Below are 21,904 nucleotides of genomic sequence, written 5' to 3'. Positions count from 1 at the left end.
ATTATTTGAAGCGATAAAGCCAAGAGATAAACTCGCAAAGCCTTGTCGCCATTGCTCTGTCGCAACAACAAGATATATATTACCAATTAGATAAGAGGGACGCAACCCTTTTTTACAAAAAAGTTGATTTTTTTGTAAATTAATCAGTCTTACCCTCGTATTTCATAATACTATCACGCTTTTAACCTCTTTGTACACAAAAAGACACCGAAAGCTTCTCTGCTTCCAGTGCCTTTATTTACTTATTAGAACTTAATTCTGGCGCGTCAGTCTGATACAAGTCAAGCATGGACTTATTATCATTTTGTGCTAGTAAACTAGTTCCGTTCTTCTTTTGAGCCTTCTTAAGCTTCTTAAGAGCCTTACTCTTCTTATAAGAGTAATCTTTTGTGTTAACAGTAGTAAATCCTGGTAGTTTATGGAACCTCAATAGATCTCCATTAATAACCCTATCAGATAATGATAGCTCTGTTGTAACCTTATTAGATAATTTAGACTTTTCAGCCTGGGAGATATTCTTATCTACTTTACCAGTCTTTGTATTATAGTACGTACTTCCGACCTTAGTTACTGTTGGCGAGACAAAGTCACCATTTCTAAATGCCACGACTTGCGAGTGTTCACTTGATAACAAGTCACTACCAAATTGAATCATATTCTTATTATCGATTCCAAGAAGATTCAATAGTGTTGGCAAGACATCGATCTCACCACCATAAGTATGGTTAATACCACCTTTTAGTCCATCCATGTGAATCATAAATGGTACACGTTGGTATTGAGCATCATTAAAGTCATTAAATCCTTTAATACCAGTTAACTTAGCCATAGCTTTATTGTGGTTATTGGAAATTCCATAGTGATCACCATATAAGACGACCATACTATTCTTTTCTAAACCGGTTTCTTTAAGCCAATTCATAAATTCACCAATAGACTGATCAAGATAATGAGCTGTTTGGACATACCCATCAACGGTACTGTCACCGGTCTTGGTCTTACTGATACTTTGGTTCTTCTTATCCAAGGTGTAAGGATAGTGATTCGTAACCGTAATCAATTTTGCATAGAAAGGCTGTGGCAATTGCTCGATATACTTAGCCGAATCTTTCAAGAAAATCTTATCCTTCATACCATAGCCAACGTTGTAATCCTTCTTCTGCTTAAAGTAGTTAGAACTAAAGAAGTAATCATAGCCCCATGACTTATAAGTATTATCACGATTCCAAAAACTTGGCACATCCCCATGGAATGAGGCGGTCGTGTATCCATCTTGATCAAGAATTGCTGGAGCAGCTTGGAAGGTATTCGAAGTACCATCCGTAACCATTGCTGATCCTTCTGATAATCCAAAGAGTGAATTCTCAAGCATCAATTCCGCATCAGCTGTTTTACCTTGTCCAACTTGATTAAAGAAATTATCAAAACTCAAGGTATCGTTTTCGTGGTAAATCTTATTCAGATTAGGCGTAACTTCTTGTCCATCCCACTTATAATCAATCATAAATTGTTGCAAACTTTCCAAGTGAATGATGAAGACATTCTTACCCTTTGCAACACCAGAGTATTCAACATTAGGTTGAACATAATTATTCTTCATATATTTTTCAATCGAATCAATATCAGAACTCTTAGCCTGTGATTTAACAGCATTAGTTTTTGTAGTCTTAACCATGTCATAAATATTAAAAACATTTAGACCTAAATACTTCACAATATAATTATTATCGAAAGTTCTAGTCAATAACTGTGACCGATCACTTTCAGCAAGAGTTAAATTAGCTCCGAATAATAAAACTGCTAGAGAACTGACCAAAACTGGAATTCTCCAATTGAGACGTTTGACATCCATTTTAATAACATGGAATGCCAACAATAATATCAATACTAAGACATCAATAAAAACTAGAAAATCAGTCGGTTTGACGATTCCCATAATACTTTTACCCAAGTTATTAGAAACTGAGCCTGAGCCTTTGATCAACACCATTGTTAAAAAGTCTGAAAACTCTCGATAATATAAGATATTCGAGAATAGCCAAACAGTATCCAAGAAGTCAACAATCAAAAGGAAGATATAAGACTTTCTTCCTTTCATGTACAAGGCAATTCCAAATAAAAGCAACATGATAGGAATTGGATTGATAATCATCAAAAATGTTTGGATAGAACCCTTAACGCCTAAATTAAACTTATTTTCATAAGCATAAATAGTTTTCAGGGTATATAAAAATACCGCTAGGATCACAAAACCTAGCCTAGTATTTAAAAAATTAGAAATTGATTTCGTAATAGGCTTCATTGTTTTCGCTCCATAGATTTATTAGCAACTTGTTGTTCAATTTTTGGTTTCTTCGAAACAGCAATAATCCCCAAGAACATCCCTAAATAATACGTAATAAATCTCCATAAAAACATTCCCAAAACAAGACCTGAAGGAGAAGGTATAAATCCAGCAAAGAGTGTCTTAAAACTGAATTCTGCCCCACCTGATCCACCAGGAATTGGGAAGATTGAGACAATCATTACAATCATAATATGCATAACTAATACATCAACAATATTTACATGATCACAATTCAATGCCAATAAAACAAAGTAAACTACAAAATAATACAAAAAAAGCTGAACAATCGTTAATAACGACGCTTTGACAACTTTTTTCTTCTCTCGCTTCAAAACTAAACTTTCTTTATAGAAACTGTCAATACTATTTGTAGCTGACTGTAAAATTTTATCACGTTTTTCCTCTTTAAGAAAAAATAAAATCGGTTTCAGAATGATTTGGACCATTTTTTTCGTAAAATCATAATAATACATAATCATTAATAGAAAAGAAATGGTCACAACGTGAATCACCATTCCAAAGACAATCAAGGTCGCTAATCCGGAAAAATGTCTGGCAACGCTTCGAAAACTAACTACCATTGCAATTATGAAGTTGACTAAAACCATTGCTTGATAAATAACAAATTTCATTAGCAAAACTGAACTTGCTCTACCACCATCAATTTTTGATTGCATTAAACCAACTAATTGAGCTGGCTGTCCACCTGAAGAAAAAGGTGTGATTGCATTAAACAAGGCTTGAATAAGTGGAATTCGATACATTTCCCACCAGCCAAATTTTCGATCTTCCTTCTTCTTTAATAAAGTATGCAAAACTAACGCTTCAACGCCATACGACAGTAAAATCGATAAAAAGGCTACTGCAAGCCAAAAATAATTCAAATTCTTAAAAGTCGAAACTAAGGAATTGAAATCAATTTTTCGAGCTTCCCACCAGAAAATACTGATTCCTAACCCCAGCATGACAAAGAGTGCTGCAATTTGTTTTCTATTCATTATCTATCCTGTTTGGCAATTTTATATTGGTCCATATAGAACTCATGCCAAATTTTACTCAAATTATCTTCAGAGTATTGTTTGGAAGCTGCTCGTGATTTTTGCTTGAAATCATTTAAAATAGAACGATTCTGATTAGCTTTATTGATAAAAGCATTCATCTCGGAAAAGCCCTCAGCTTTTTGATAATACCCGTCAATAATTGCTCGATATAAATCAAGGTCACGCAACAAAACAGGTGCCCCGCAACTGAATGCCTCTAGAACTGACATTGGGAACAATTCATCATATGAAGGCAACAAGAAAATATCGCAAATATTATAATAATTCACTAAGTCATTGCGATTGACTATTCCAGTAAACTTCATATTGCTGGGAGCATTTTCAATCATATCTTTATAACGATCATATCCATCAGTAATTTTACCAAAGGAAAAGCCTCCTGCCCAAACAAATTGAATATCAGGATTCATTTCAGCTAAGTGGTAAAAATCATCAATCCCTTTACGCTCTTGAACCTGACCATCGCCAAAGACGACAAATTTATTTTCAGGAATACCGATTTTCTTTCTAAAAGCTGCTTTCTCTTCAGCTGTTTTTTCATAGAAATTATCAGTGGAAACGAAGTTAGGAATATATTTGATTTTCTTTCGATCTAAGCCATGGGCAACCAATTTATCAATAAAGGTTGGATTGACCACGACAATTTGGTCCATACGCTTATAAAAACTAATCACATAATTGTAAAAAATTTTTCTTGCGGGCTTTGGTAAATTAATGCTGCCCTCCAGTGTTTCTGGCAAGAAATGAACATAGCCAATCTTACGTCCGCGTTTCTTAGAAAATGTCGACAAATAAAACTGTGGATCAATTGTGTGATAGTGACTTAAGTCGCTTGCGTGATAATCATTGATCTTAATTTGAAATTCATCGCTAAAGCGTTCTTTTAACAAATTGATCAATTCTAAATACGCACTACCAACGCCTTGTCCAGCTACTTTATCAGCCGATGAAAACATATTTATCTTAATCATTAGAATACTCCTCTGGATCAATTGATGAATCTGAAAGTTTTTCTCTTATGAAGTAATCTTCAGCATGACGATAAAAATCTAATATCGAATTGCCAAATCCATCTGATGAAATGCCATACAATACCTTTTGACGAGCTTCACGATCATCAAAAGACTTGGGATGGTCTAAATAGGTCTTAATTTTAGGTACTAACTGGTCATCTTCGCTGAATGTTACGCCAACTGATGGATCAGTCAGTAATGAATCAGTGTAAGGTGCACTTCTCACAACGATTTTTGTTCCAGAAGCAATTGCCTCAATATAAGTCAAGCCTTGCGATTCTGTATCGCTTGATGATACAAAAAGATTAGCCATATGATAATAAGGCGAAATTTGGTCATGTGCTACTTCGCCGGTAAAAATAACGTTATCGCTAATACCTAAATCTTGAGTCATCTGAACTAATTCATCCATGTCAGGACCATCGCCAACAATAACCAACATAATTTCAGGATTATATTTGAGTAGCTCTGGCATTGACTTCAACATGTGATCAATTTTTTTCTCTAGAGCTATTCGACTTAACATCAAAATCACTGGCGTATCTTCAGAAATACCCAATCGTTCACGAACAGCTGAAGCGTTAACTGGTTTAGTATATTCGGATAAATCGACTCCAGTTGGAATAATTGAAACTGGTGCTTTAATACCATACCTATCCATCGTCTCTTTAACTTGCTTACTTGGAGCAACGACTCCAGAAGCATTTTTTAAAAACAAGCGTGTCATCTGCTTAACGTGATAAGGTTTTAATAAATGTCCATTTAAAACATAGTGCAAATAATCTTCATACATTGTGTGGTATGTGTGAACGAAGGGAATCTTTAATTGCTTAGCAACAAATTTACCCATCATACCTAGTGAAAATTCAGTTTGTGTATGAATTATATCCAATTTTAATTCCTTAGCTAAATCAACCGCATGAAACATTCCCCGAATCGCAATTCTCCGGTCCGTAAACGAAATAAACGGTACACTGGCTAAGCGAAAAATATTAGGTTCAATTGTCTTCTTAGAAACTTTAGGGTCAGTTGTAGTAAAAATATAGACTGAATGACCTTTTCTTTCTAAGTCACTCTTTAATGTCTGGATTGATGTAGCTACCCCACTTACTTGAGGGAAGTATGTATCGGTAAAGATTCCGATATTCATATAAACACATCTCCTCACAATCTTTATAGAATAGATTATAACAAAAAAAAGAGGGAATCACTTCCCTCTCACTGTCTTAATTGATTAATTTGTTGAAATTTTGATTCTGCATCAAGAAATAGAAAATAATTGCGCCGATTGCGACAACAACTAATTCTCCTAATCCAACAGTGACAAAATTTAACCAAAATGGCAAATTCAACACAAAATGTAATTCAGCACCAACGATAATTCCATTTACCACGGCACAAACAACTGGAACAGTCCAGAGCCACTTAACATTTTTAGGAATCTTAGTGATGATCAAGCAAGCGATGGCAGTTGCCAAAGTCCCCAATATCAGATCATATACTCCTAAAGAAGCACTAAAAATGTTCGAAATGAAACAACCAATGATCAATGACCAGCTGTATTTATGATTGAAGAATGGCAACAACATTAATATTTCTGAAACTCGAAATTGAATCTGGCCATACGAAAAAGCTGAAATTACAGGAGCAATCGTCACTGCTACATAAAGTGCAGCAATCAAAGCTAATTGTGTAATATCCCTTGTTTTCAAATTATTCAAAATAAAACCCTCCACTGTTTTAATTAAAGCAGGTTACCAGTGCAAACTGCCTCTAATAGGTTATCTTATTTTGAATCGACTCGCAAGTAACAAAAAAACCACAGCAATCGTCTTTGATTGCTGTAGCGTCTTTGTTTAACTTAATCAATTTCTATTTTAGTGTTCCGCGAGCACGTAATTGTTCATCAATCAAATCCAAAACCTTTTGACGATCTTCAGGGTTTTCAACAAAGTCATTCTTGTCGCCATCAATCTTCATCTTTGGACTGTAATCATAATCGTCATACCAGCCATCATAACGGCTAAGCAATTGCTTATAATATTCAGGCAAAGTTGGATCTTGTTCTGGTTGTTCATATGAACGTCCACGTTTTTCGATACGGTGAATCATTGTATCGTAAGAAATATCCAAGTGTACTAATAAGTCAGGTGCTTTTTTTGCAGCAGCATATGGTAATTCTTGCATCATGTTAGCCAATAGTTCATCGTAAACTTTTACTTCTTGTGGAGTGGCTCTTCCCATATCAGCGTTCATATGGAAAAATAGTGAATCTTCATAGATCGAACGGTCTAAGACATTATTATCTTGGACCATCGCTTTCTTGATTGATTCGAAACGTTTGTTCAAAAAGTAAATTTGTAATAAGAATGCATACTTCTTAGGATCCTTATAAAATAGTGGCAAAACGGGGTTATTATCAACCTGTTCATAGAAAGCCTCTGTTCCTAAATGTTCTGATAAAACCGTTGCCAATGAACTTTTTCCGGCTCCAATTGCGCCGCTCAATACGATCATCATTATTCTCCTCCATACCTCATTTAAATATCTTAATTTGTAAAAAAAACAACATTCATAATGATATCACTTCTAATCTATATATTGTATAGATTTCTCAAATTTCACAAGATATGGTGCCTTATGATAGCGGATAATCTCCGATTAATCAGGCTTTTAATTAAATATAAAGTTTTCTTTTTTCTTTTCCCCACCCCCTGTTTAAAAACTATTATTGCCTCTATAATTAGAATTGTATTGAAAAAGAAAGGGGAAGAATAATGGGGAAATATTTACGAAGATTTTTTGTCGTTGCTTTTGCAATATTGGGCTTGATTCTTATTTTCAATAGCCAGACCAATACTACAGAGGCTGCAACTGATTACCAAACTAATGACCTTTTAAGTGGAATGTCGATAGCTCAAAAAGATTATGGTACAGCAAGCGATGTTAATTTAACGCTTGACTGGAAAGTACCTGCAAATACTCAACTGCAAAATGGCGATACTTGGACAGTTGATTTTCCAGATACATTAAAGGTTACTAAAGATGGCGAAAGAATTTCTATCTATGATAGTGATAATAATGTGATTGGTACTGCCGTCCTTAACAAAAGTTCAAATAGTATGACCGTTACTTTCAACGAAAATGTTGAAAATAAAACCGATTTTGCTGGTGAAATCAATATCGGTACCGGAGTTCAACCCGGAAAAGACGCTGTTGTAGGAAACAATGATGTAACGATTGGAAATTTCACTGACAATATGACTTTAGTTTCATCTGATGCCGACTTCTCAAAAAAGGGAGTCATTGGAAAAGATGCCAATGGCAACGCAATTATAACTTGGACGATTCTAGTCAACCGCAATAGCGAAAATTTTCCTAATTTAACGGTCAAAGATTTTATCGACCCTAGTTCTGGACAAACTTACGTTGATGGTACTGTCAATGTTTATGAAGCTTACTGGTCATCACCTGGTTACTATAAGAAAGGTCAATTGCTAAGTAATGGCGACTACAATTTACAAGAAACTTCTGGTAGCGGCTTTACTTTAAATGGACTTTCCAACAATCAATTTTATGCCGTAACTTTCCAAACAAAAATCAATAATCCAGCTGATGCTGAAAATGGAACTAAATTTAAAAACCACGCTGACTTCACATGGGGTGGCGGAACCTCTGGCGAAACTAATTCTGGAGTAGCCGATGGCAGCGTCACTGGAAATAGCAATTCTGGTAGTGGCAATGGTAACGAGATTCTAGGATCGGTGATTTTAACTAAAACTAGTGCCGATGAAAATAATACCCCACTAGCTGGTGCTGTTTATGACCTGTATCAAGAAGGTTCGGATACTCCAATTAAATCAGGTTTAACTACTAATGGAGCTGGTCAAATAAATGTTGGCGAATTAGCAAAGGGCAATTATTACTTCAAAGAAGTAACTCCTCCAACTGGCTATACATTGAACACAGCACAGATTCCATTTACAATTTCTGGAACAACTACCGATGCTGTACATGTCTTTACAACAAATGAACCTGTAAAAGACGATGAAGATAATAATGAAGACAATAATACTGAAGAACCAAATACTGGTGAAGGTAATGATAAGGATGACAATAACGAAGACGTAATTGTTGATCCTGAAAATCCTTCAAGTAACAATGATGAGGAAATAGAAGGAGAAGCAGGTTTGATTACTAATCCCTTTAAACCGGGACAATCCAGCAGCGATTCAGATTCAAAAGCTTCAGATTCAAATACTGCTTTACCACAAACTGGTACTGATTCAGGAATTATTACTTCAATAATTGGACTATTTGTTTTAACGAATCTTATTTATTTTAAACGTCGTAATGTATAATTAAAATTTAAACATTAAAAGGAGACTCCAAAATTAATTTGGAATCTCCTTTTTTAATGTCTTAAAAAGCTCCACCACCGGAACCTCCGCCAAATCCTCCCGAAGATCCGCCACTAAATCCACCAGAACCACCGACAACGCTTGAGGAACCACTGGCTGTGATTGCACTAGTAAATGATGACTGAAAGCCAGTTGAACTGGAGCCAAGAAATCCTCCTGCTCCAATATAAAATGGAATGACCATCGATTGGTCTAATTGCTCAGTACTGAAGTTTAACTTCAATGCCTTAATGACTTTATCTGATACTCCAAAAACGACTGCATAAGGCAAAAACTGCTCCCAGAGAATCACATCCCCGACTTCAGCCATCTTGATATCATCGATATCGTTCAACATTCTCTTAAAAGCACGAATTTGATTAACCTCCACTTCACCTTCATCAGTATACAAAGTAATTTTCTTTTTTAAATACCAATAAATTATCCAAACAGCAATCATTAAGATTACTGCAATTGTACTGAATAATAAGATATGTCGTTCAAACAAAATATTGATCATTATCATAATAAAGAGGATTACATCGCTAGCAATTGCTGCCACACGGAAATTATCCATTATATTAATATTCTTGAAGTCGAGATACTTCTCTCTACCCTCAGCAGCATCCTTGGACCAATTTTCAAAGAGTGTCACAAATTTTTCACTGGAACGAGCCACCCCTTTGATTTGATTCAAGGTAACCGACTCGCCATTTCCAATCTCTTCAATTAAATACTTAAAGAATGCATTAGTTGGTGGTGTCAAGGCGGTTATTTCATAATTTTTGCCATGAATTCCAATTTTCTCGATTTTTAAATGATGTTGACCGACTTCGTACAATAAATCAGCCGTTAAAGCCTGAGCATCAGCTTTATCCGTGTGATTTAAAACTATTTGCGTCATACTTGGCAAAAATTTCGGTTCATCGAAGAAATGATGCAATGGCGTAGGAATAATATGCTTATTAGTAGGATGCTTTTTCAATGAAATGAAGTGATAAAGATAAATTATCAAAATAACTGCAAATCCAAGTATCATCAGGATTCGATAAATCCAAATTTTATGATTTCTTTTTGCATTGGCTGCTTGGGCTAATCTTTTTTCATGTTTTAAAACGGAAGCTTTAGCCTTTTTATTGATGACATTTTTATTGTCAGCAGTCACTGCCGTTGGAAAAATAATATGACTTTCAACAAATTGATTTGAGGGTAAATTATCTATCGTCATTTTAACCTGGCCATTTTTTTGACTAACTTTGGTCGTTCCATTTAAGGGTCCATGCGTCCAGGCTTGCAACTTAGAAACGTTTTTTTGAGGCAAATTGACTTGTAAATCAGCTTTATTTATTTTTTGATCCCAGCCGCTACCAATCATTTTCCAATTCATCTCAGCCGTATCTAAATAATTAGTGATTGCCCCATTCAATTTGTATTTATAAATATAAGTTACTTTTTGAAATGAAACATCGTGATAGACTTTGATATTCACTTGCTTATTACTTTTTGTAACTTTAAAAGTATCGTTTTGTCCAGAATCAGATGCTACTAAGGGTTTAATATCTTGGTCCGAATCTTCATAGTAAACCTGGGGTTTCGACATCCCTTTGATACCCTGAATATCTTGGTTATAGTAGACGCCATGAAAATCACCATTGAATCGATAGGTAACTCGTTGCGTTAAGTCAATGTCGCCATTTTTTAAAATATCAGCATTAGCAAAATATTGCTTAATTGTATAATCGTCAGCTTTTACTGTTGTTGCTGACTGAAAAAAGATAGCCACGCCTAAAACAGCAAAGATAATTCCCCATAGTTTCTTCATTACGCACCCCGTGAAATATTTAATTTAATTTTATCATATCCAAAATTATGACAAAGCACTTAGATAATTTATCCAAATTTTTGGCAAAAAAAAAAGCGATCAATCTAAAGAGATTAATACGCATTCTTAAGAACACGTTGAATTTCTCTTTCTTGATCACGTCTTTTGATTGTTTCACGTTTATCGTATTGCTTCTTACCTTCTGCTACGCCAACCAAAACTTTAGCAAAACCATGTTTCAAATATACTTTCAAAGGTACAACAGTAATTCCCTTTTCCTGAATAGTTGAAGTAATCTTGCGGATTTCTTTTTTGTGCAACAGTAATTTACGATTACGTAATGGGTCATGATTGAACATATTTCCTTGGTCATAAATGCTGATATTAACATTTTCTAACCAAAGTTCACCATTTCTGGCTTGAACGAATCCATCTTTAATATTCATCTTACTGGCACGAACTGATTTGATTTCAGTTCCAGTCAAAGCAATTCCTGCTTCGTAAGTATCCAAAATATTATAATCATGGCGAGCTTTACGATTGTTTGCTACTTCATTAGCAGCTTTTGTATGATGTTTCTTCAAAAGAATCACCGTCTTTCGTATTTACCACGTCTCTTATGGTTATTATTATTGCCGTTTTTACGGTGGTCATTATGACGACCATGTCCACCGCGTCCGCGACCATGTTGATTTGAACGTTTCTTCTTGAACTCAGCTTCACGTTTATCAGCTTGCTCTTGTTCTTCTGGAGTTAAGACTCTTTCAAAGTCGATTTGACGATGTTCAACATCGGCTCTGATAAGTTTGACCTTGATTGGTTGTCCAACTCTAAAGATTTTACCTGTTCCACGACCATGCATGGACATACTCTTCTCATCAAACTCATAGAAGTCATCTTTCATATTTGAAATATGAATCAAACCTTCAACGGTATTGTCGAGTTGAATGAACATCCCAAAACTTGTCACAGAACTGACAACAGCATCAAAAGTATTTCCAACTTGATCAGCCATATATTCAGTCTTCTTCAAATCGTCAACTGCACGTTCAGCATTAACTGAAACACGTTCACGACTTGAAGTATGAGTTGCAATATCGTCCAGTTTATTAGACCACTTAGTTTGTTCTTCATCAGTAAAGCCGTTCTTAGCATAACTGTGAATCATACGGTGAACAGTCAAATCAGGATAACGTCTGATTGGTGAAGTAAAGTGCGTATAGTACTTGGCAGCTAAACCAAAGTGACCAAGAGGTTCGTCGGAATAACGAGCTTGTTGCAAACTTCTCAACAACATAATAGTTACGACTTGTTCTTCAGGTGTTCCGACAACGCTAGCTAAAACATTTTGGAACATCTTAGGTGTGATTTCTTTTAAGTTACCTTTAACCTGAACACCCATTGCGGCTGTGAATTCAAAGAAGTTCTTAACTTTTTCTTCATCGGGCTTTTCGTGGACACGATACAAGAATGGTACGTGTTTAACATTGTAGTGTTCGGCAACAGTTTCGTTAGCGGCCAACATAAATGATTCAATCATCTTTTCAGATGTGCCACGTTCTCTCAACTTAATGTCGATTGGCTTACCGTTTTCATCAACGATGATTTGAGCTTCAGTTTCTTCAAAGTCGATAGCTCCACGTTCATGACGCTTGTTGAACAAGATTTCGTGAAGTTGCGCCATCTCTTTAAGCATTGGAACAACTGGTGCATATTCTTCGTTGAGCAGTTCGTCGCCCTTTAAAATGGCGTTAACGTTGTTGTAAGTCATACGATATTTAGATTGAATGACACTAGGATAAATTTCATGATTAATAACATTACCCTTGTGGTCAATTTCCATTTCACAAGTAAGGGCCAAACGGTCTTCACCCGGATTTAAGGAACAGATACCGTTAGATAGTCTAAATGGAAGCATTGGAATTACTCGATCTACCAAGTAAGTACTTGTACCACGAGCGTAAGCCTCTTGATCTAATGGTGAACCTTCTTTGACATAATGCGTTACATCGGCAATATCTACTTCTAGATGGAAGTTGCCATTTGGCAACATATCTAAACCGACAGCATCATCAAAGTCTTTTGAGTCATCCCCATCGATTGTGATAACCATATTATCAGTTAAATCTTTACGACCAACACGGTCAGAATCTAAGACATGATCAGGAATTTGTTCAGCTTCTTTAAGGACTTCACTTGGAAATTCGGGATTGATATCGTTGTCGACCACGATTGACATGATATCAACACCGGGATCATTTTTATTACCAATGATTTCTAGAGCAGTTCCTTCCATACTTTGAGGGTGCTTGGCATTTGGATATTCATCAATTGATACTTGAACCATATCGCCAATTTGTGGGTGCAAGCCCTTATCGGAAATGAAAATCATGTAAGAAGCAATCTTCTTTTCATGACTTTGAACATAACCGTAATGACCACTCTTTTTAACTTGAGCATCACTATAAGCGTGGAATTCACCAACTGCCTTAGTCAATGAACGTTCTTCAATTTTTATGATTTCACCTTCAGGACCCTTATCTATCCAAGGATTTGAAGGTTTAGTTATCTTAACTTCAACTGTATCTCCATTAACAGCGAACATGGTATTGCTTCTAGCAATAAAGGCATCAGGTTCAACTTCGTCATATCTTACGAAACCAAAACCTTTATCATTACCCTTAAAAGTTCCTTCAACGACAGTTTCTGGTGCAGCCATCTTGAATTCATCCTTATTAGTCAAAGCAATTTTGCTTTCACCTTCTAGGACTGCTAGAGCCTTTACGACACGTTTGAATGCTGATGCCCCGTGCATTCTTAAAATGTCTTCAATTTGTTCAGATTTGTAGCGGCGATCAGGATTACTTCTGAAAACCTCTAATATATCTGCAATTAATTTATTTTCTTTATCTGGCATTTCTATCCTCAATTATTTTCTAAAAAGTTTAAAACATCGCTCTGCAATTGATTATGAGCGTTGTTGATAGTTAAAACATGCCCTGCATTATATAAATGTAGCTGTGATGTTTTAACGTCCTTTGCTACTTCCGTTGCAGCATTGGGATCTACTAATTTATCACTCGTACCTTGACCAATAAAATATGGTCTTTTTATTTCAGCTAGATTATCTGTTACATTTACTGACGCTTTTCTTATCTCCATTAAAAACGAATCTATCTTAGAATCAACAATTCTAAGTTTAGAGTCAATTTCGATATCTGTTAAGCCCTGTTGAACAGAATACACCTTTTTGGCATACGTCATAAAGGCGTTTCTTATATTATTGAACTCTTTATTGTACAAAGGTGAGCCAAATACTCCCCCGCAGACAACGTCATCAAGTTCTTCGATTGCTTGGGTGGCAAAAATAGCCCCTAAAGACAAGCCAAAAACATAGATTTTCGTTTTATTTTCTTGTTTTAAAAAATCAATTGCTGACTTTGTCTGTTGCCACCAGGCTTGTGGAGATCCTTCTTGCAAGATATCTAAAGGTTCAGAAGTTCCATGTCCAACTAACATTGGAGCATAAGCTGTATATCCATTTCTTTCTAAAAACCGACCCAAGAGACGCATATCATTAGATGTCCCTGAAAATGAATGTAACAATAACACTGCACTGGAACCACTGTCAAAATAAAATGGTTTTGGTCTTAGAATTTTCATATAAAGCTCCTTATAACAAAAAACCTCCTGACAAACTTCAGGAGGATAAATTGCTTAGTGAGATGATAAGTAAACTAGTATTAGTGAACATACGAAAAACAATACTAGTAAAACGTAGGTAACCTTAACCATGAAGGCTTCAAAGCCACGTTTCTTCTGGTTGCTGAATAGGTCACCACCACCACCAGATAATGCATTCAAAGCATCTTGTTGCTTTGTAGGTTGCATTAATACGGCAATAATAATCAAAATAGAAACGACTATCAACACTGTTTCGATAATGTTATACACCTGTAAAACCTCCGTTCATGGTGTCTAAAAGCTGAAATCACTCCTAAAACAATAACATAAAAGCAGTCAAATTTCTAGTTAATTCCATTAATCAAATCTTTCAGCTTCCTAGCTATTTTAGCACGTTGACCAGCGTTGACCATAAAGATAATTCTATCGCCAGCTTTGATCAGAGTATCGCCACGAGGTATCAATTGTTGCTCGCCACGATAGACTGCAACTACCAAGATATTCTTAGGAAACGGAATATCTCGAATGTATTTACCATCGATTGAACTGCCCTCATAAATTGGCACTTCCAAACGGTCATTGAATTTGCTGACCCGATTTAAATACTTCGAATTAATCTTGAGACGTTCTTTTAAGGCTTCATAAATTGGTGCCCCATTCATCAAATCGACCACAATATAAGCAACTAATGACAAAACGGCTAAAGGCATCAAATGTTTTAATGACCCAACCATTTCTGTGACTAAGATAATTGCTGTAAATGGCGCTTTACTGATACAAGCAAAGTATCCAGCCATTGCAAAAATAATCAGATTGCTTTCAAAATAAATTGGCAACAAACCTATTTGATTCATAAAAACAGCATAAATAGCACCAATGATGGCACCTAAATTCAGAATCGGTAAGAAAATTCCTCCAGGTAATCCAGAACCATATGAAATCAATGAAAAAATAAATCTCATAACTAACAGACCAACCAAGAGTAACAAACTCGTACCATATTTATCAAGATTGATGATAACAGAGTTACCGCCACCGATAAATTGGGGAACCAGCATCCCTAATGGAACAATCAACAATAGAGGAATTATCCCATGGATATATCTAGGTAAACGTGTTTTAGCAAAAATTGAAGGCATTGATAAAGTACCGACTTGGTAAAGTCTTCCCATCAAACCTAAGATGATTCCTAAAACAATCAAATGCCAATAATATTTAACTGGCAAACTGTATTGGTAAGGTACTTGTAAAACAGGTTCCAATCCAAAAACGTATAAAGCCACCAAATTGGCACTGACGGCACTGGCCAAGGAAGTTATCCACACTAGTGGTGAAAAATTATGATAGACTTCTTCCAAGACAAACATTGCTCCAGCAATTGGGGCACTGAAAGCTGCAGCTAATCCAGCTGCTGAACCACTGGCAATCAAGACACGTTGGTTAACGCCGACATTATCATGCGTTAAGTCACCGATTCCTTGACCAACTGATGCTCCTAATTGAATCGATGGTCCTTCACGTCCAAGAAATAATCCTGGACCGATACTCAAAATACCACCGACGAACTTTCTCCACAAAATCGACCACCAATTAAGTTTCATTTCTCCACCTAATTGAGCTTCAACTTGTGGAATACCTGAACCCGAAATATTGGGTTCTTTTTTAATCAAAAATCCTACAAAAACAGCAATAACAACCATCAACACTAACAAAGCAATGATTAAAAGCGCATTAGTTCTAGCTGCAATGTAAATATCCTGATAAATTTTTAGGGATTTCGCAATCGACCAGCGAAATAAACTGACGATGACCCCTGAAATTATTCCAACTAAAACTCCCTCAAGCGTTAGTCTTACTTTTTCATTATCAGTAATTGTTATCCTCATTATAACTCCCTACATATCTAGCTTTGGAACATTGTAGATTGAAGGTGATGGTTCGTAAAAACCAGCTTCCAATAATTCCATATCTGTTAAAATTTCTTTATTGCTTACTAAACGTGGCTTATGATTGACTAATGTCTGATAGACAGAATCGTAGTACAAACCGTAGTCACCTAGTGGCGTTTTAATTTGTTTCTTAATCCAGTCGCCATTGGAATTTCTATATTTAGCAATTCCGTAATACATAGGACTGTCTTCACCAAAGCCATCAGTTCCTGGCATGATACCAGCTTTCAAGTCATTTTCCTGCTGGTCGGCACCATATTTGATAAAGGAACCATTCATACCCTGAATTATAAAACGAGGATATTCTTGAGCTACATCTGTGCTGACTTTGATTTTAGCTTTCATCTTTTGACCATAGTGCAAGTCGACATCAAAATAGTTATCCACAGCATCTTCAACTTCGGTATTGCGAATATCGTAAACCACTTGGTCAGGCCGACCAAACAAAGCGACCATACGATCCATCAAATGGATTCCTAAACCGTAGAACTCGCCTTGTTCCTTAGTCCCCCTTACCGTTAACAGTATTAGGACGGTAATAGTCAATGTGTGACTCAACTTCAACTATATCACCTAAAAAGCCTTGCTCAATAACTTTTTTAGCTGCCAAGTAATCGCCATCGAAACGACGATTTTGATAAGGCATAACTAAGACGTTATTTTCTTGACCTAATTTAATCAATTCTTTGGCATGATCTAAGGTGTCGACAAATGGCTTTTCAACGATAACTGATTTGTGAGCTTCAATAACGCTCTTAGCCAAATCATAATGAGTTTTGGCTGGAGTACAGATGGTTACCAAATCAATTTCTGAATCATTTAGAATGTCGTTTAAATCATTAGTAAATTTAACTCCCTTTTCTTTATAAGGTTTCGCTAGAGATTCATTAGGAGCTTTTCTGGTATAAACGGTCTTTAATTCAAACTTGTCTCTAATATTTAGGTATGGCAAATGATAACGATTAGCTGATTTACCAAAACCGATAAATGCAATTTTAAGTGTCATTTAATATTACCTCCAACAATATATTTATATTGTACAAATAAAACAGCCCAGAGGGCTGTTTTATTCAACTACACATTTGTAATTATTTCTTTAGGTTGTAGAAGCAATTGCCACCCTTGTATTCTGCTTGGTCACCAAGTTGATCTTCAATTCTCATCAATTGGTTGTACTTAGCAATACGGTCAGTACGGCTCATTGAACCGGTCTTGATTTGTCCTGCGTTTGTAGCAACAACAAAGTCAGCAATAGTTGTATCTTCAGTTTCACCTGAACGGTGTGAAACGATAGCTGTGTAACCAGCTTCTTTAGCCATTTCGATAGCTTCAAATGTTTCTGTAAGTGTACCGATTTGGTTAAGCTTGATAAGGATTGAGTTTGAGACTCCCATTTCAATACCTTTCTTCAAGTAGTCAGTGTTTGTAACGAACAAGTCATCACCAACAATTTGTACTTTCTTACCAAGAACCTTAGTAGCTTTTTGCCAGTCTTCCCATTCGTTTTCATCGATAGGATCTTCGATTGTAACAACTGGGTACTTGTCAACGATACCATCAAGCAAGTCGATAAGTTCGTCAGCAGTTAAGCTAGCACCGTTTTCGCCTTCACCCTTAAGGTTGTATTTCTTTGTATCAGCGTCGTAGAATTCTGATGAAGCAACATCAAAACCAATAGCAACGTCGTCACCAGGCTTGTAACCTGCTTTTTCGATAGCTTCAACAAGAATCTTGAATGGAGCTTCGTTGTTTTCAAGGTCAGGAGCGAATCCACCTTCATCACCAACGGCTGTGTTCAAGCCACGGCTTTCAAGAACAGCTTTAAGTGAGTGGAATGTTTCTGAACCCATACGTACGGCTTCACGCATTGATTTTGCACCAACGGGCATAATCATGAATTCTTGGAAGTCAACGTTGTTGTCAGCATGCTTACCACCATTGATAACGTTCATCATAGGTGTTGGCATAACGTGACCATTAGGACCACCAAGGTATTCGTACAATGGAAGACCTAATTCGTCAGCAGCAGCACGTGCAGCAGCCAATGAAACACCAAGAATAGCATTAGCACCAAGAGTAGCTTTGTTTGGTGTACCATCCAAGTCGATCATAGCTTGATCAATAGCACGTTGGTCAGTAACATCCATACCGATAACTTTTTTAGCGATTTTATCGTTAACGTTAGCAACGGCTTTAAGAACACCTTTACCACCAAAACGTGATTTGTCGCCATCACGTAATTCGACAGCTTCGTGTTCACCAGTTGAAGCACCTGATGGAACAAGTGCGCGGCCAAAGCCACCTAGTTCAGTATATAGTTCAACTTCAACAGTTGGGTTACCACGTGAATCAAGAACTTCACGGCCTAAAATATCAGTAATTACAGACATATTTTAAATTTCTCCTTTATGATTTAATACAACCTAATTTTAACCTTTTTGGCACTTAAAATAAATAACTTAATAAAAGTTATTACTTATTATAGTTAACCAAAGCTAAGAATGATTCAGGGTCCATGCTGGCACCACCAACAAGTCCACCATCAATATCTTCTTTAGCCATTAATTCTTTAACATTAGCTGGTTTTACAGAACCACCGTAAAGAATTCTTACTTTATCAGCAGTATCTGCATCGTACAAGCTAGCAATCTTTTCACGGATTACGTGAACCATTTCTTGTGCTTGATCAGCAGTAGCAGTCTTGCCAGTACCGATAGCCCAGATTGGTTCGTAAGCGATAACTGATTTAACTAAGTCGTCAGCAGAAATACCTTTAACAGCATTTTCGATTTGACCAGTTACCCAGTCTTCAGCTTTTCCGGCTTCACGTTGTTCTAGTGTTTCACCACAACAAATGATTGGGAACATGTTGTTCTTTAAGATAGCATGTGCTTTCTTGTTGATGTCTTCATCAGTTTCCTTGAAGTATTGTCTTCTTTCTGAGTGACCGATGATTACATAGTCAAGACCCATTTCGTCAAGTGCTTTAGGTGAAGTTTCACCAGTAAATGCACCTGCATCTTCGAAGTATGAGTTTTCAGCAGCAGTCTTTAAAGGTGTACCTTCAGCACCAGCAACAAGTGTTGTCAAGTCGATAGCTGGAGCACCGATAATAGCTTCTACGCCAGATTCTGGCAATTTGCCTTTGATGCCGTCTAAGAATTCTTGGGTTTCTTTAGGATTTTTGTTCATCTTCCAGTTACCCGCAATAATAGGTGTACGCATAAATTAATTCTCCTTGTGAAAAATAATTATTTATCTGAAATTGAGTCAATACCAGGTAATACTTTACCTTCAAGGTATTCTAGTGATGCACCACCACCAGTTGAGATGTGTGTAAGCTTGTCAGCAATACCAAGGCTCTTAGCAGCAGCAGTTGAGTCACCACCACCAACGATAGTAATAGCATCTGATAAGTTACCCATAGCACGTCCAACTTCAAGTGTACCTTCAGCGAACTTGCTCATTTCGAATGCACCCATTGGTCCATTCCATACAACAGTCTTTGCACCATTTAATTTATCTTGGAACAATTTAACTGTCTTAGGTCCGATATCAAGAGCCATTTCGTCATCAGGAATATCAACGCCATCAGTAGTTGTTGCATCAGCATCATTAGAGAATTCTTTAGCAACGATGTGGTCTACAGGAAGTACGATCTTGTCGCCAGCTTTTTGAAGGAGGTCCTTAGCTAGGTCAACTTTGTCAGCTTCGAATAGTGACTTACCAATCTTGTGGCCTTGTGCAGCCAAGAATGTGTATGCCATACCACCACCGATTAAGATGTGGTCTGATTTTGGAATTAAGTTTTCAATAACACCGATCTTATCTGAAACCTTAGCACCACCAAGAATAGTTACGAATGGGTGTACAGGATTGTCAACGGCATTACCTAAGAACTTGATTTCCTTTTCCATCAAGAATCCAGCAGCAACTGGCTTGCCAGCAGCCTTCATGGCTGTTGAAATACCAACGTTTGAAGCATGGCTTCTGTGGGCTGTACCGAATGCATCGTTGATAAATACGTCACCAAGTGATGCCCAGTATTCGCCAAGTTTAGGATCGTTCTTGCTTTCACGTTTACCAAAGTCATTATCGATATCTTGGAAACGAGTGTTTTCCATAAGTAGGATGTCGCCATCATTTAGTTCGTTGATAGCATCTTCAAGTTCTTTACCTTCGTTAGTTGGTACGAACTTAACTGACAAACCACTTAATTCTTGAAGTTTAGCAGCAACTGGCTTCAATGATAAAGCTTTCTTGTCTTCGTCACTCTTAATACGACCCAAGTGAGAAAGTAAGATAACCTTTCCACCATGTTCTGAAACATATTTGATTGTTGGGATAGCACCAACGATACGGTTAGTATCGCCGACAACACCATCTTTGATAGGAACGTTGAAATCAACACGCATCAAGACTTTTTTGTCTTTTACGTCAACGTCAGAAACAATAAGTTTTGCCATTATAAATCCTCCAATATTTTCCTTAAAAAAAGGCGGAAGGAGTTTCCTCCCTCCGCCAATTTAAATCACACTAAATTAGGTTTTTGCGATTACATGTAGATTAAATAATTAGTCCAATGTAGCAAATTTTTCAAGTGTACGAACCATTTGTGCAGTGAAACCTGATTCGTTATCATACCATGCAACAGTCTTAACAACTTGGCCATCACCTGAACCAACAACTTGTGTTTGTGTTGGGTCAAATACTGAACCAAATGAAGTACCGATGATATCTGATGAAACGATTTGGTCATCATTGTAACCGAATGATTCATTGTTTTCTGTTCTCTTCTTGATAGCTGCGTTAACATCGTCAACTGTAACTTCTTTGTCAAGAGTTGCAACTAATTCTGTCAATGAACCTGTGATAACAGGTACACGTTGTGCGTGTCCATCAAGCTTACCCTTAAGTGCAGGAACAACAAGACCCATGGCCTTAGCAGCACCAGTTGAGTGAGGGATGATGTTTGCAGCAGCAGCACGTGCAGCACGAACATTACCTTTACGTTCTGGACCATCTTGAAGTTTTTGTGTAGCTGTGTATGCGTGGATTGTTGTCATTGTACCAGCTTTGATACCGAAAGCTTTGTTTACAGTATCAGCAAGTGGTGCAAGACAGTTTGTTGTACATGAACCAGCTGAAGCGATCTTAACATCCTTTGTTAGGACATCTTCGTTAACACCGTAAACAACTGTAGGCATGTCACCTGATGGAGCTGAGATCAATACACGTTTTGCACCGGCATCGATGTGAGCTTGTGCTTTTTCTTGTGATGTGTAGAAACCAGTACATTCAAGAACGATGTCAACACCGTCGTTAGCAACCCATTTAAGGTCTGCAGCGTTCATTTCTGCGTATACAGGGATCTTCTTACCATCAACAACGATAGCACTTTCTTCAGCTGTAATAGCATCTGTCTTGAAGTTACCGTGAGCTGTATCATACTTCAACAAGTGTGCAAGCATAGCAGGTGAAGTTAAATCGTTAATAGCAACAACTTCCAAATCTGTTTTGCCTTCTGCTTGAAGAGCAGCGATACGGCGGAAAGCCAAACGACCGATACGGCCAAATCCATTAATACCAACTTTTGTAGTCATACAAAAATTCCTCCTTCAGGAAATC

17 protein-coding genes and 1 pseudogene are annotated in these 21,904 nt (G+C 36.8%); 1 reads left to right on the top strand and 17 read right to left on the bottom strand.

What is annotated here, in order from left to right; all coding sequences use genetic code 11:
- Window positions 1-238 precede the first annotated feature (238 nt).
- The 6 genes from FHL05_RS08940 to FHL05_RS08915 form a co-directional block, all read right to left on the bottom strand.
- A complete protein-coding gene (locus tag FHL05_RS08940; RefSeq protein ID WP_153522498.1) occupies window positions 239-2,302 on the bottom strand; it encodes an LTA synthase family protein in 2,064 nt (687 codons plus the stop codon).
- Entirely contained in the window at window positions 2,299-3,345 is a 1,047-nt protein-coding gene (locus FHL05_RS08935) for a lysylphosphatidylglycerol synthase transmembrane domain-containing protein (RefSeq protein ID WP_153522496.1), read from the bottom strand. The genes FHL05_RS08940 and FHL05_RS08935 overlap by 4 nt, the downstream gene beginning before the upstream one ends.
- Window positions 3,345-4,379, bottom strand: a complete 1,035-nt coding sequence (locus tag FHL05_RS08930) for a glycosyltransferase family 4 protein (protein WP_153385190.1) — start codon at window positions 4,377-4,379, stop codon at window positions 3,345-3,347. Before FHL05_RS08930 ends, FHL05_RS08935 begins: the two co-directional genes overlap by 1 nt.
- Window positions 4,372-5,571 (bottom strand): glycosyltransferase family 4 protein, encoded by a 1,200-nt coding sequence (locus FHL05_RS08925; protein WP_153522494.1) that lies wholly within the window; start codon window positions 5,569-5,571, stop codon window positions 4,372-4,374. Before FHL05_RS08925 ends, FHL05_RS08930 begins: the two co-directional genes overlap by 8 nt.
- A 76-nt stretch (window positions 5,572-5,647) precedes the next feature.
- Window positions 5,648-6,142 carry a QueT transporter family protein gene (locus FHL05_RS08920; protein ID WP_153385192.1) on the bottom strand — a complete coding sequence of 165 codons (495 nt, stop codon included), beginning with the start codon at window positions 6,140-6,142 and terminating at the stop codon, window positions 5,648-5,650.
- Window positions 6,143-6,293: 151 nt separating this feature from the next.
- A complete protein-coding gene (locus FHL05_RS08915) occupies window positions 6,294-6,938 on the bottom strand; it encodes a deoxynucleoside kinase (RefSeq protein ID WP_153522500.1) in 645 nt (214 codons plus the stop codon).
- A gap of 260 nt (window positions 6,939-7,198) precedes the next feature.
- Between FHL05_RS08915 and FHL05_RS08910 the strand changes: the two genes are divergently transcribed.
- Complete coding sequence (locus FHL05_RS08910) at window positions 7,199-8,782, top strand: Ig-like domain-containing protein (RefSeq protein WP_153385193.1); 1,584 nt, start codon at window positions 7,199-7,201, stop codon at window positions 8,780-8,782.
- Window positions 8,783-8,843: 61 nt separating this feature from the next.
- Here FHL05_RS08910 and FHL05_RS08905 read toward each other — a convergent pair whose 3' ends face one another.
- From FHL05_RS08905 to gap, 11 genes and pseudogenes are all read right to left on the bottom strand, one after another.
- A complete protein-coding gene (locus FHL05_RS08905) occupies window positions 8,844-10,643 on the bottom strand; it encodes a DUF2207 domain-containing protein (protein WP_153385194.1) in 1,800 nt (599 codons plus the stop codon).
- Between the two features lie 113 nt (window positions 10,644-10,756).
- Window positions 10,757-11,233 (bottom strand): SsrA-binding protein SmpB, encoded by a 477-nt coding sequence (gene smpB, locus FHL05_RS08900; RefSeq protein WP_162000265.1) that lies wholly within the window; start codon window positions 11,231-11,233, stop codon window positions 10,757-10,759.
- Window positions 11,233-13,560, bottom strand: coding sequence for a ribonuclease R (gene rnr, locus FHL05_RS08895; protein WP_153522492.1), 2,328 nt, complete (start codon window positions 13,558-13,560; stop codon window positions 11,233-11,235). The genes smpB and rnr overlap by 1 nt, the downstream gene beginning before the upstream one ends.
- An 8-nt stretch (window positions 13,561-13,568) precedes the next feature.
- Window positions 13,569-14,306, bottom strand: a complete 738-nt coding sequence (locus tag FHL05_RS08890; RefSeq protein ID WP_153385197.1) for an alpha/beta hydrolase — start codon at window positions 14,304-14,306, stop codon at window positions 13,569-13,571.
- Window positions 14,307-14,360: 54 nt separating this feature from the next.
- Complete coding sequence (secG, locus tag FHL05_RS08885; RefSeq protein ID WP_162000264.1) at window positions 14,361-14,597, bottom strand: preprotein translocase subunit SecG; 237 nt, start codon at window positions 14,595-14,597, stop codon at window positions 14,361-14,363.
- A gap of 74 nt (window positions 14,598-14,671) precedes the next feature.
- A complete protein-coding gene (locus FHL05_RS08880; protein WP_153385198.1) occupies window positions 14,672-16,213 on the bottom strand; it encodes a ClC family H(+)/Cl(-) exchange transporter in 1,542 nt (513 codons plus the stop codon).
- A gap of 9 nt (window positions 16,214-16,222) precedes the next feature.
- A pseudogene (locus FHL05_RS08875) lies at window positions 16,223-17,282 on the bottom strand (oxidoreductase).
- An 82-nt stretch (window positions 17,283-17,364) separates the two neighbouring features.
- Window positions 17,365-18,666: a phosphopyruvate hydratase gene (gene eno / locus FHL05_RS08870; protein WP_153385200.1), complete on the bottom strand. Its 1,302-nt coding sequence runs from the start codon at window positions 18,664-18,666 to the stop codon at window positions 17,365-17,367.
- A gap of 82 nt (window positions 18,667-18,748) precedes the next feature.
- Window positions 18,749-19,501, bottom strand: coding sequence for a triose-phosphate isomerase (tpiA, locus tag FHL05_RS08865; protein ID WP_153385201.1), 753 nt, complete (start codon window positions 19,499-19,501; stop codon window positions 18,749-18,751).
- 26 nt (window positions 19,502-19,527) lie between these two features.
- Complete coding sequence (locus tag FHL05_RS08860) at window positions 19,528-20,742, bottom strand: phosphoglycerate kinase (RefSeq protein WP_153385202.1); 1,215 nt, start codon at window positions 20,740-20,742, stop codon at window positions 19,528-19,530.
- A 108-nt stretch (window positions 20,743-20,850) separates the two neighbouring features.
- The gene (gap, locus tag FHL05_RS08855) at window positions 20,851-21,879 is read right to left on the bottom strand and encodes a type I glyceraldehyde-3-phosphate dehydrogenase (RefSeq protein ID WP_153385203.1); all 1,029 of its coding nucleotides are present in this window, start codon (window positions 21,877-21,879) and stop codon (window positions 20,851-20,853) included.
- Window positions 21,880-21,904: the final 25 nt, after the last annotated feature.

It is taken from the genome of Companilactobacillus halodurans, from assembly GCF_009600995.1.
Lineage (GTDB): Bacteria > Bacillota > Bacilli > Lactobacillales > Lactobacillaceae > Companilactobacillus > Companilactobacillus halodurans.
The sequence above is the reverse complement of the archived record's forward strand: the minus strand, read 5'-3'. Positions and strand labels throughout refer to the sequence as shown.

Coding starts and splice junctions, on each gene's coding strand:
- FHL05_RS08940 (WP_153522498.1), bottom strand. CDS start 2,302: ATGAAGCCTATTACGAAATCAATTTCTAATTTTTTAAATACTAGGCTA.
- FHL05_RS08935 (WP_153522496.1), bottom strand. CDS start 3,345: ATGAATAGAAAACAAATTGCAGCACTCTTTGTCATGCTGGGGTTAGGA.
- FHL05_RS08930 (WP_153385190.1), bottom strand. CDS start 4,379: ATGATTAAGATAAATATGTTTTCATCGGCTGATAAAGTAGCTGGACAA.
- FHL05_RS08925 (WP_153522494.1), bottom strand. CDS start 5,571: ATGAATATCGGAATCTTTACCGATACATACTTCCCTCAAGTAAGTGGG.
- FHL05_RS08915 (WP_153522500.1), bottom strand. CDS start 6,938: ATGATCGTATTGAGCGGCGCAATTGGAGCCGGAAAAAGTTCATTGGCA.
- FHL05_RS08910 (WP_153385193.1), top strand. CDS start 7,199: ATGGGGAAATATTTACGAAGATTTTTTGTCGTTGCTTTTGCAATATTG.
- FHL05_RS08905 (WP_153385194.1), bottom strand. CDS start 10,643: ATGAAGAAACTATGGGGAATTATCTTTGCTGTTTTAGGCGTGGCTATC.
- rnr (WP_153522492.1), bottom strand. CDS start 13,560: ATGCCAGATAAAGAAAATAAATTAATTGCAGATATATTAGAGGTTTTC.
- FHL05_RS08890 (WP_153385197.1), bottom strand. CDS start 14,306: ATGAAAATTCTAAGACCAAAACCATTTTATTTTGACAGTGGTTCCAGT.
- FHL05_RS08880 (WP_153385198.1), bottom strand. CDS start 16,213: ATGAGGATAACAATTACTGATAATGAAAAAGTAAGACTAACGCTTGAG.
- eno (WP_153385200.1), bottom strand. CDS start 18,666: ATGTCTGTAATTACTGATATTTTAGGCCGTGAAGTTCTTGATTCACGT.
- tpiA (WP_153385201.1), bottom strand. CDS start 19,501: ATGCGTACACCTATTATTGCGGGTAACTGGAAGATGAACAAAAATCCT.
- FHL05_RS08860 (WP_153385202.1), bottom strand. CDS start 20,742: ATGGCAAAACTTATTGTTTCTGACGTTGACGTAAAAGACAAAAAAGTC.
- gap (WP_153385203.1), bottom strand. CDS start 21,879: ATGACTACAAAAGTTGGTATTAATGGATTTGGCCGTATCGGTCGTTTG.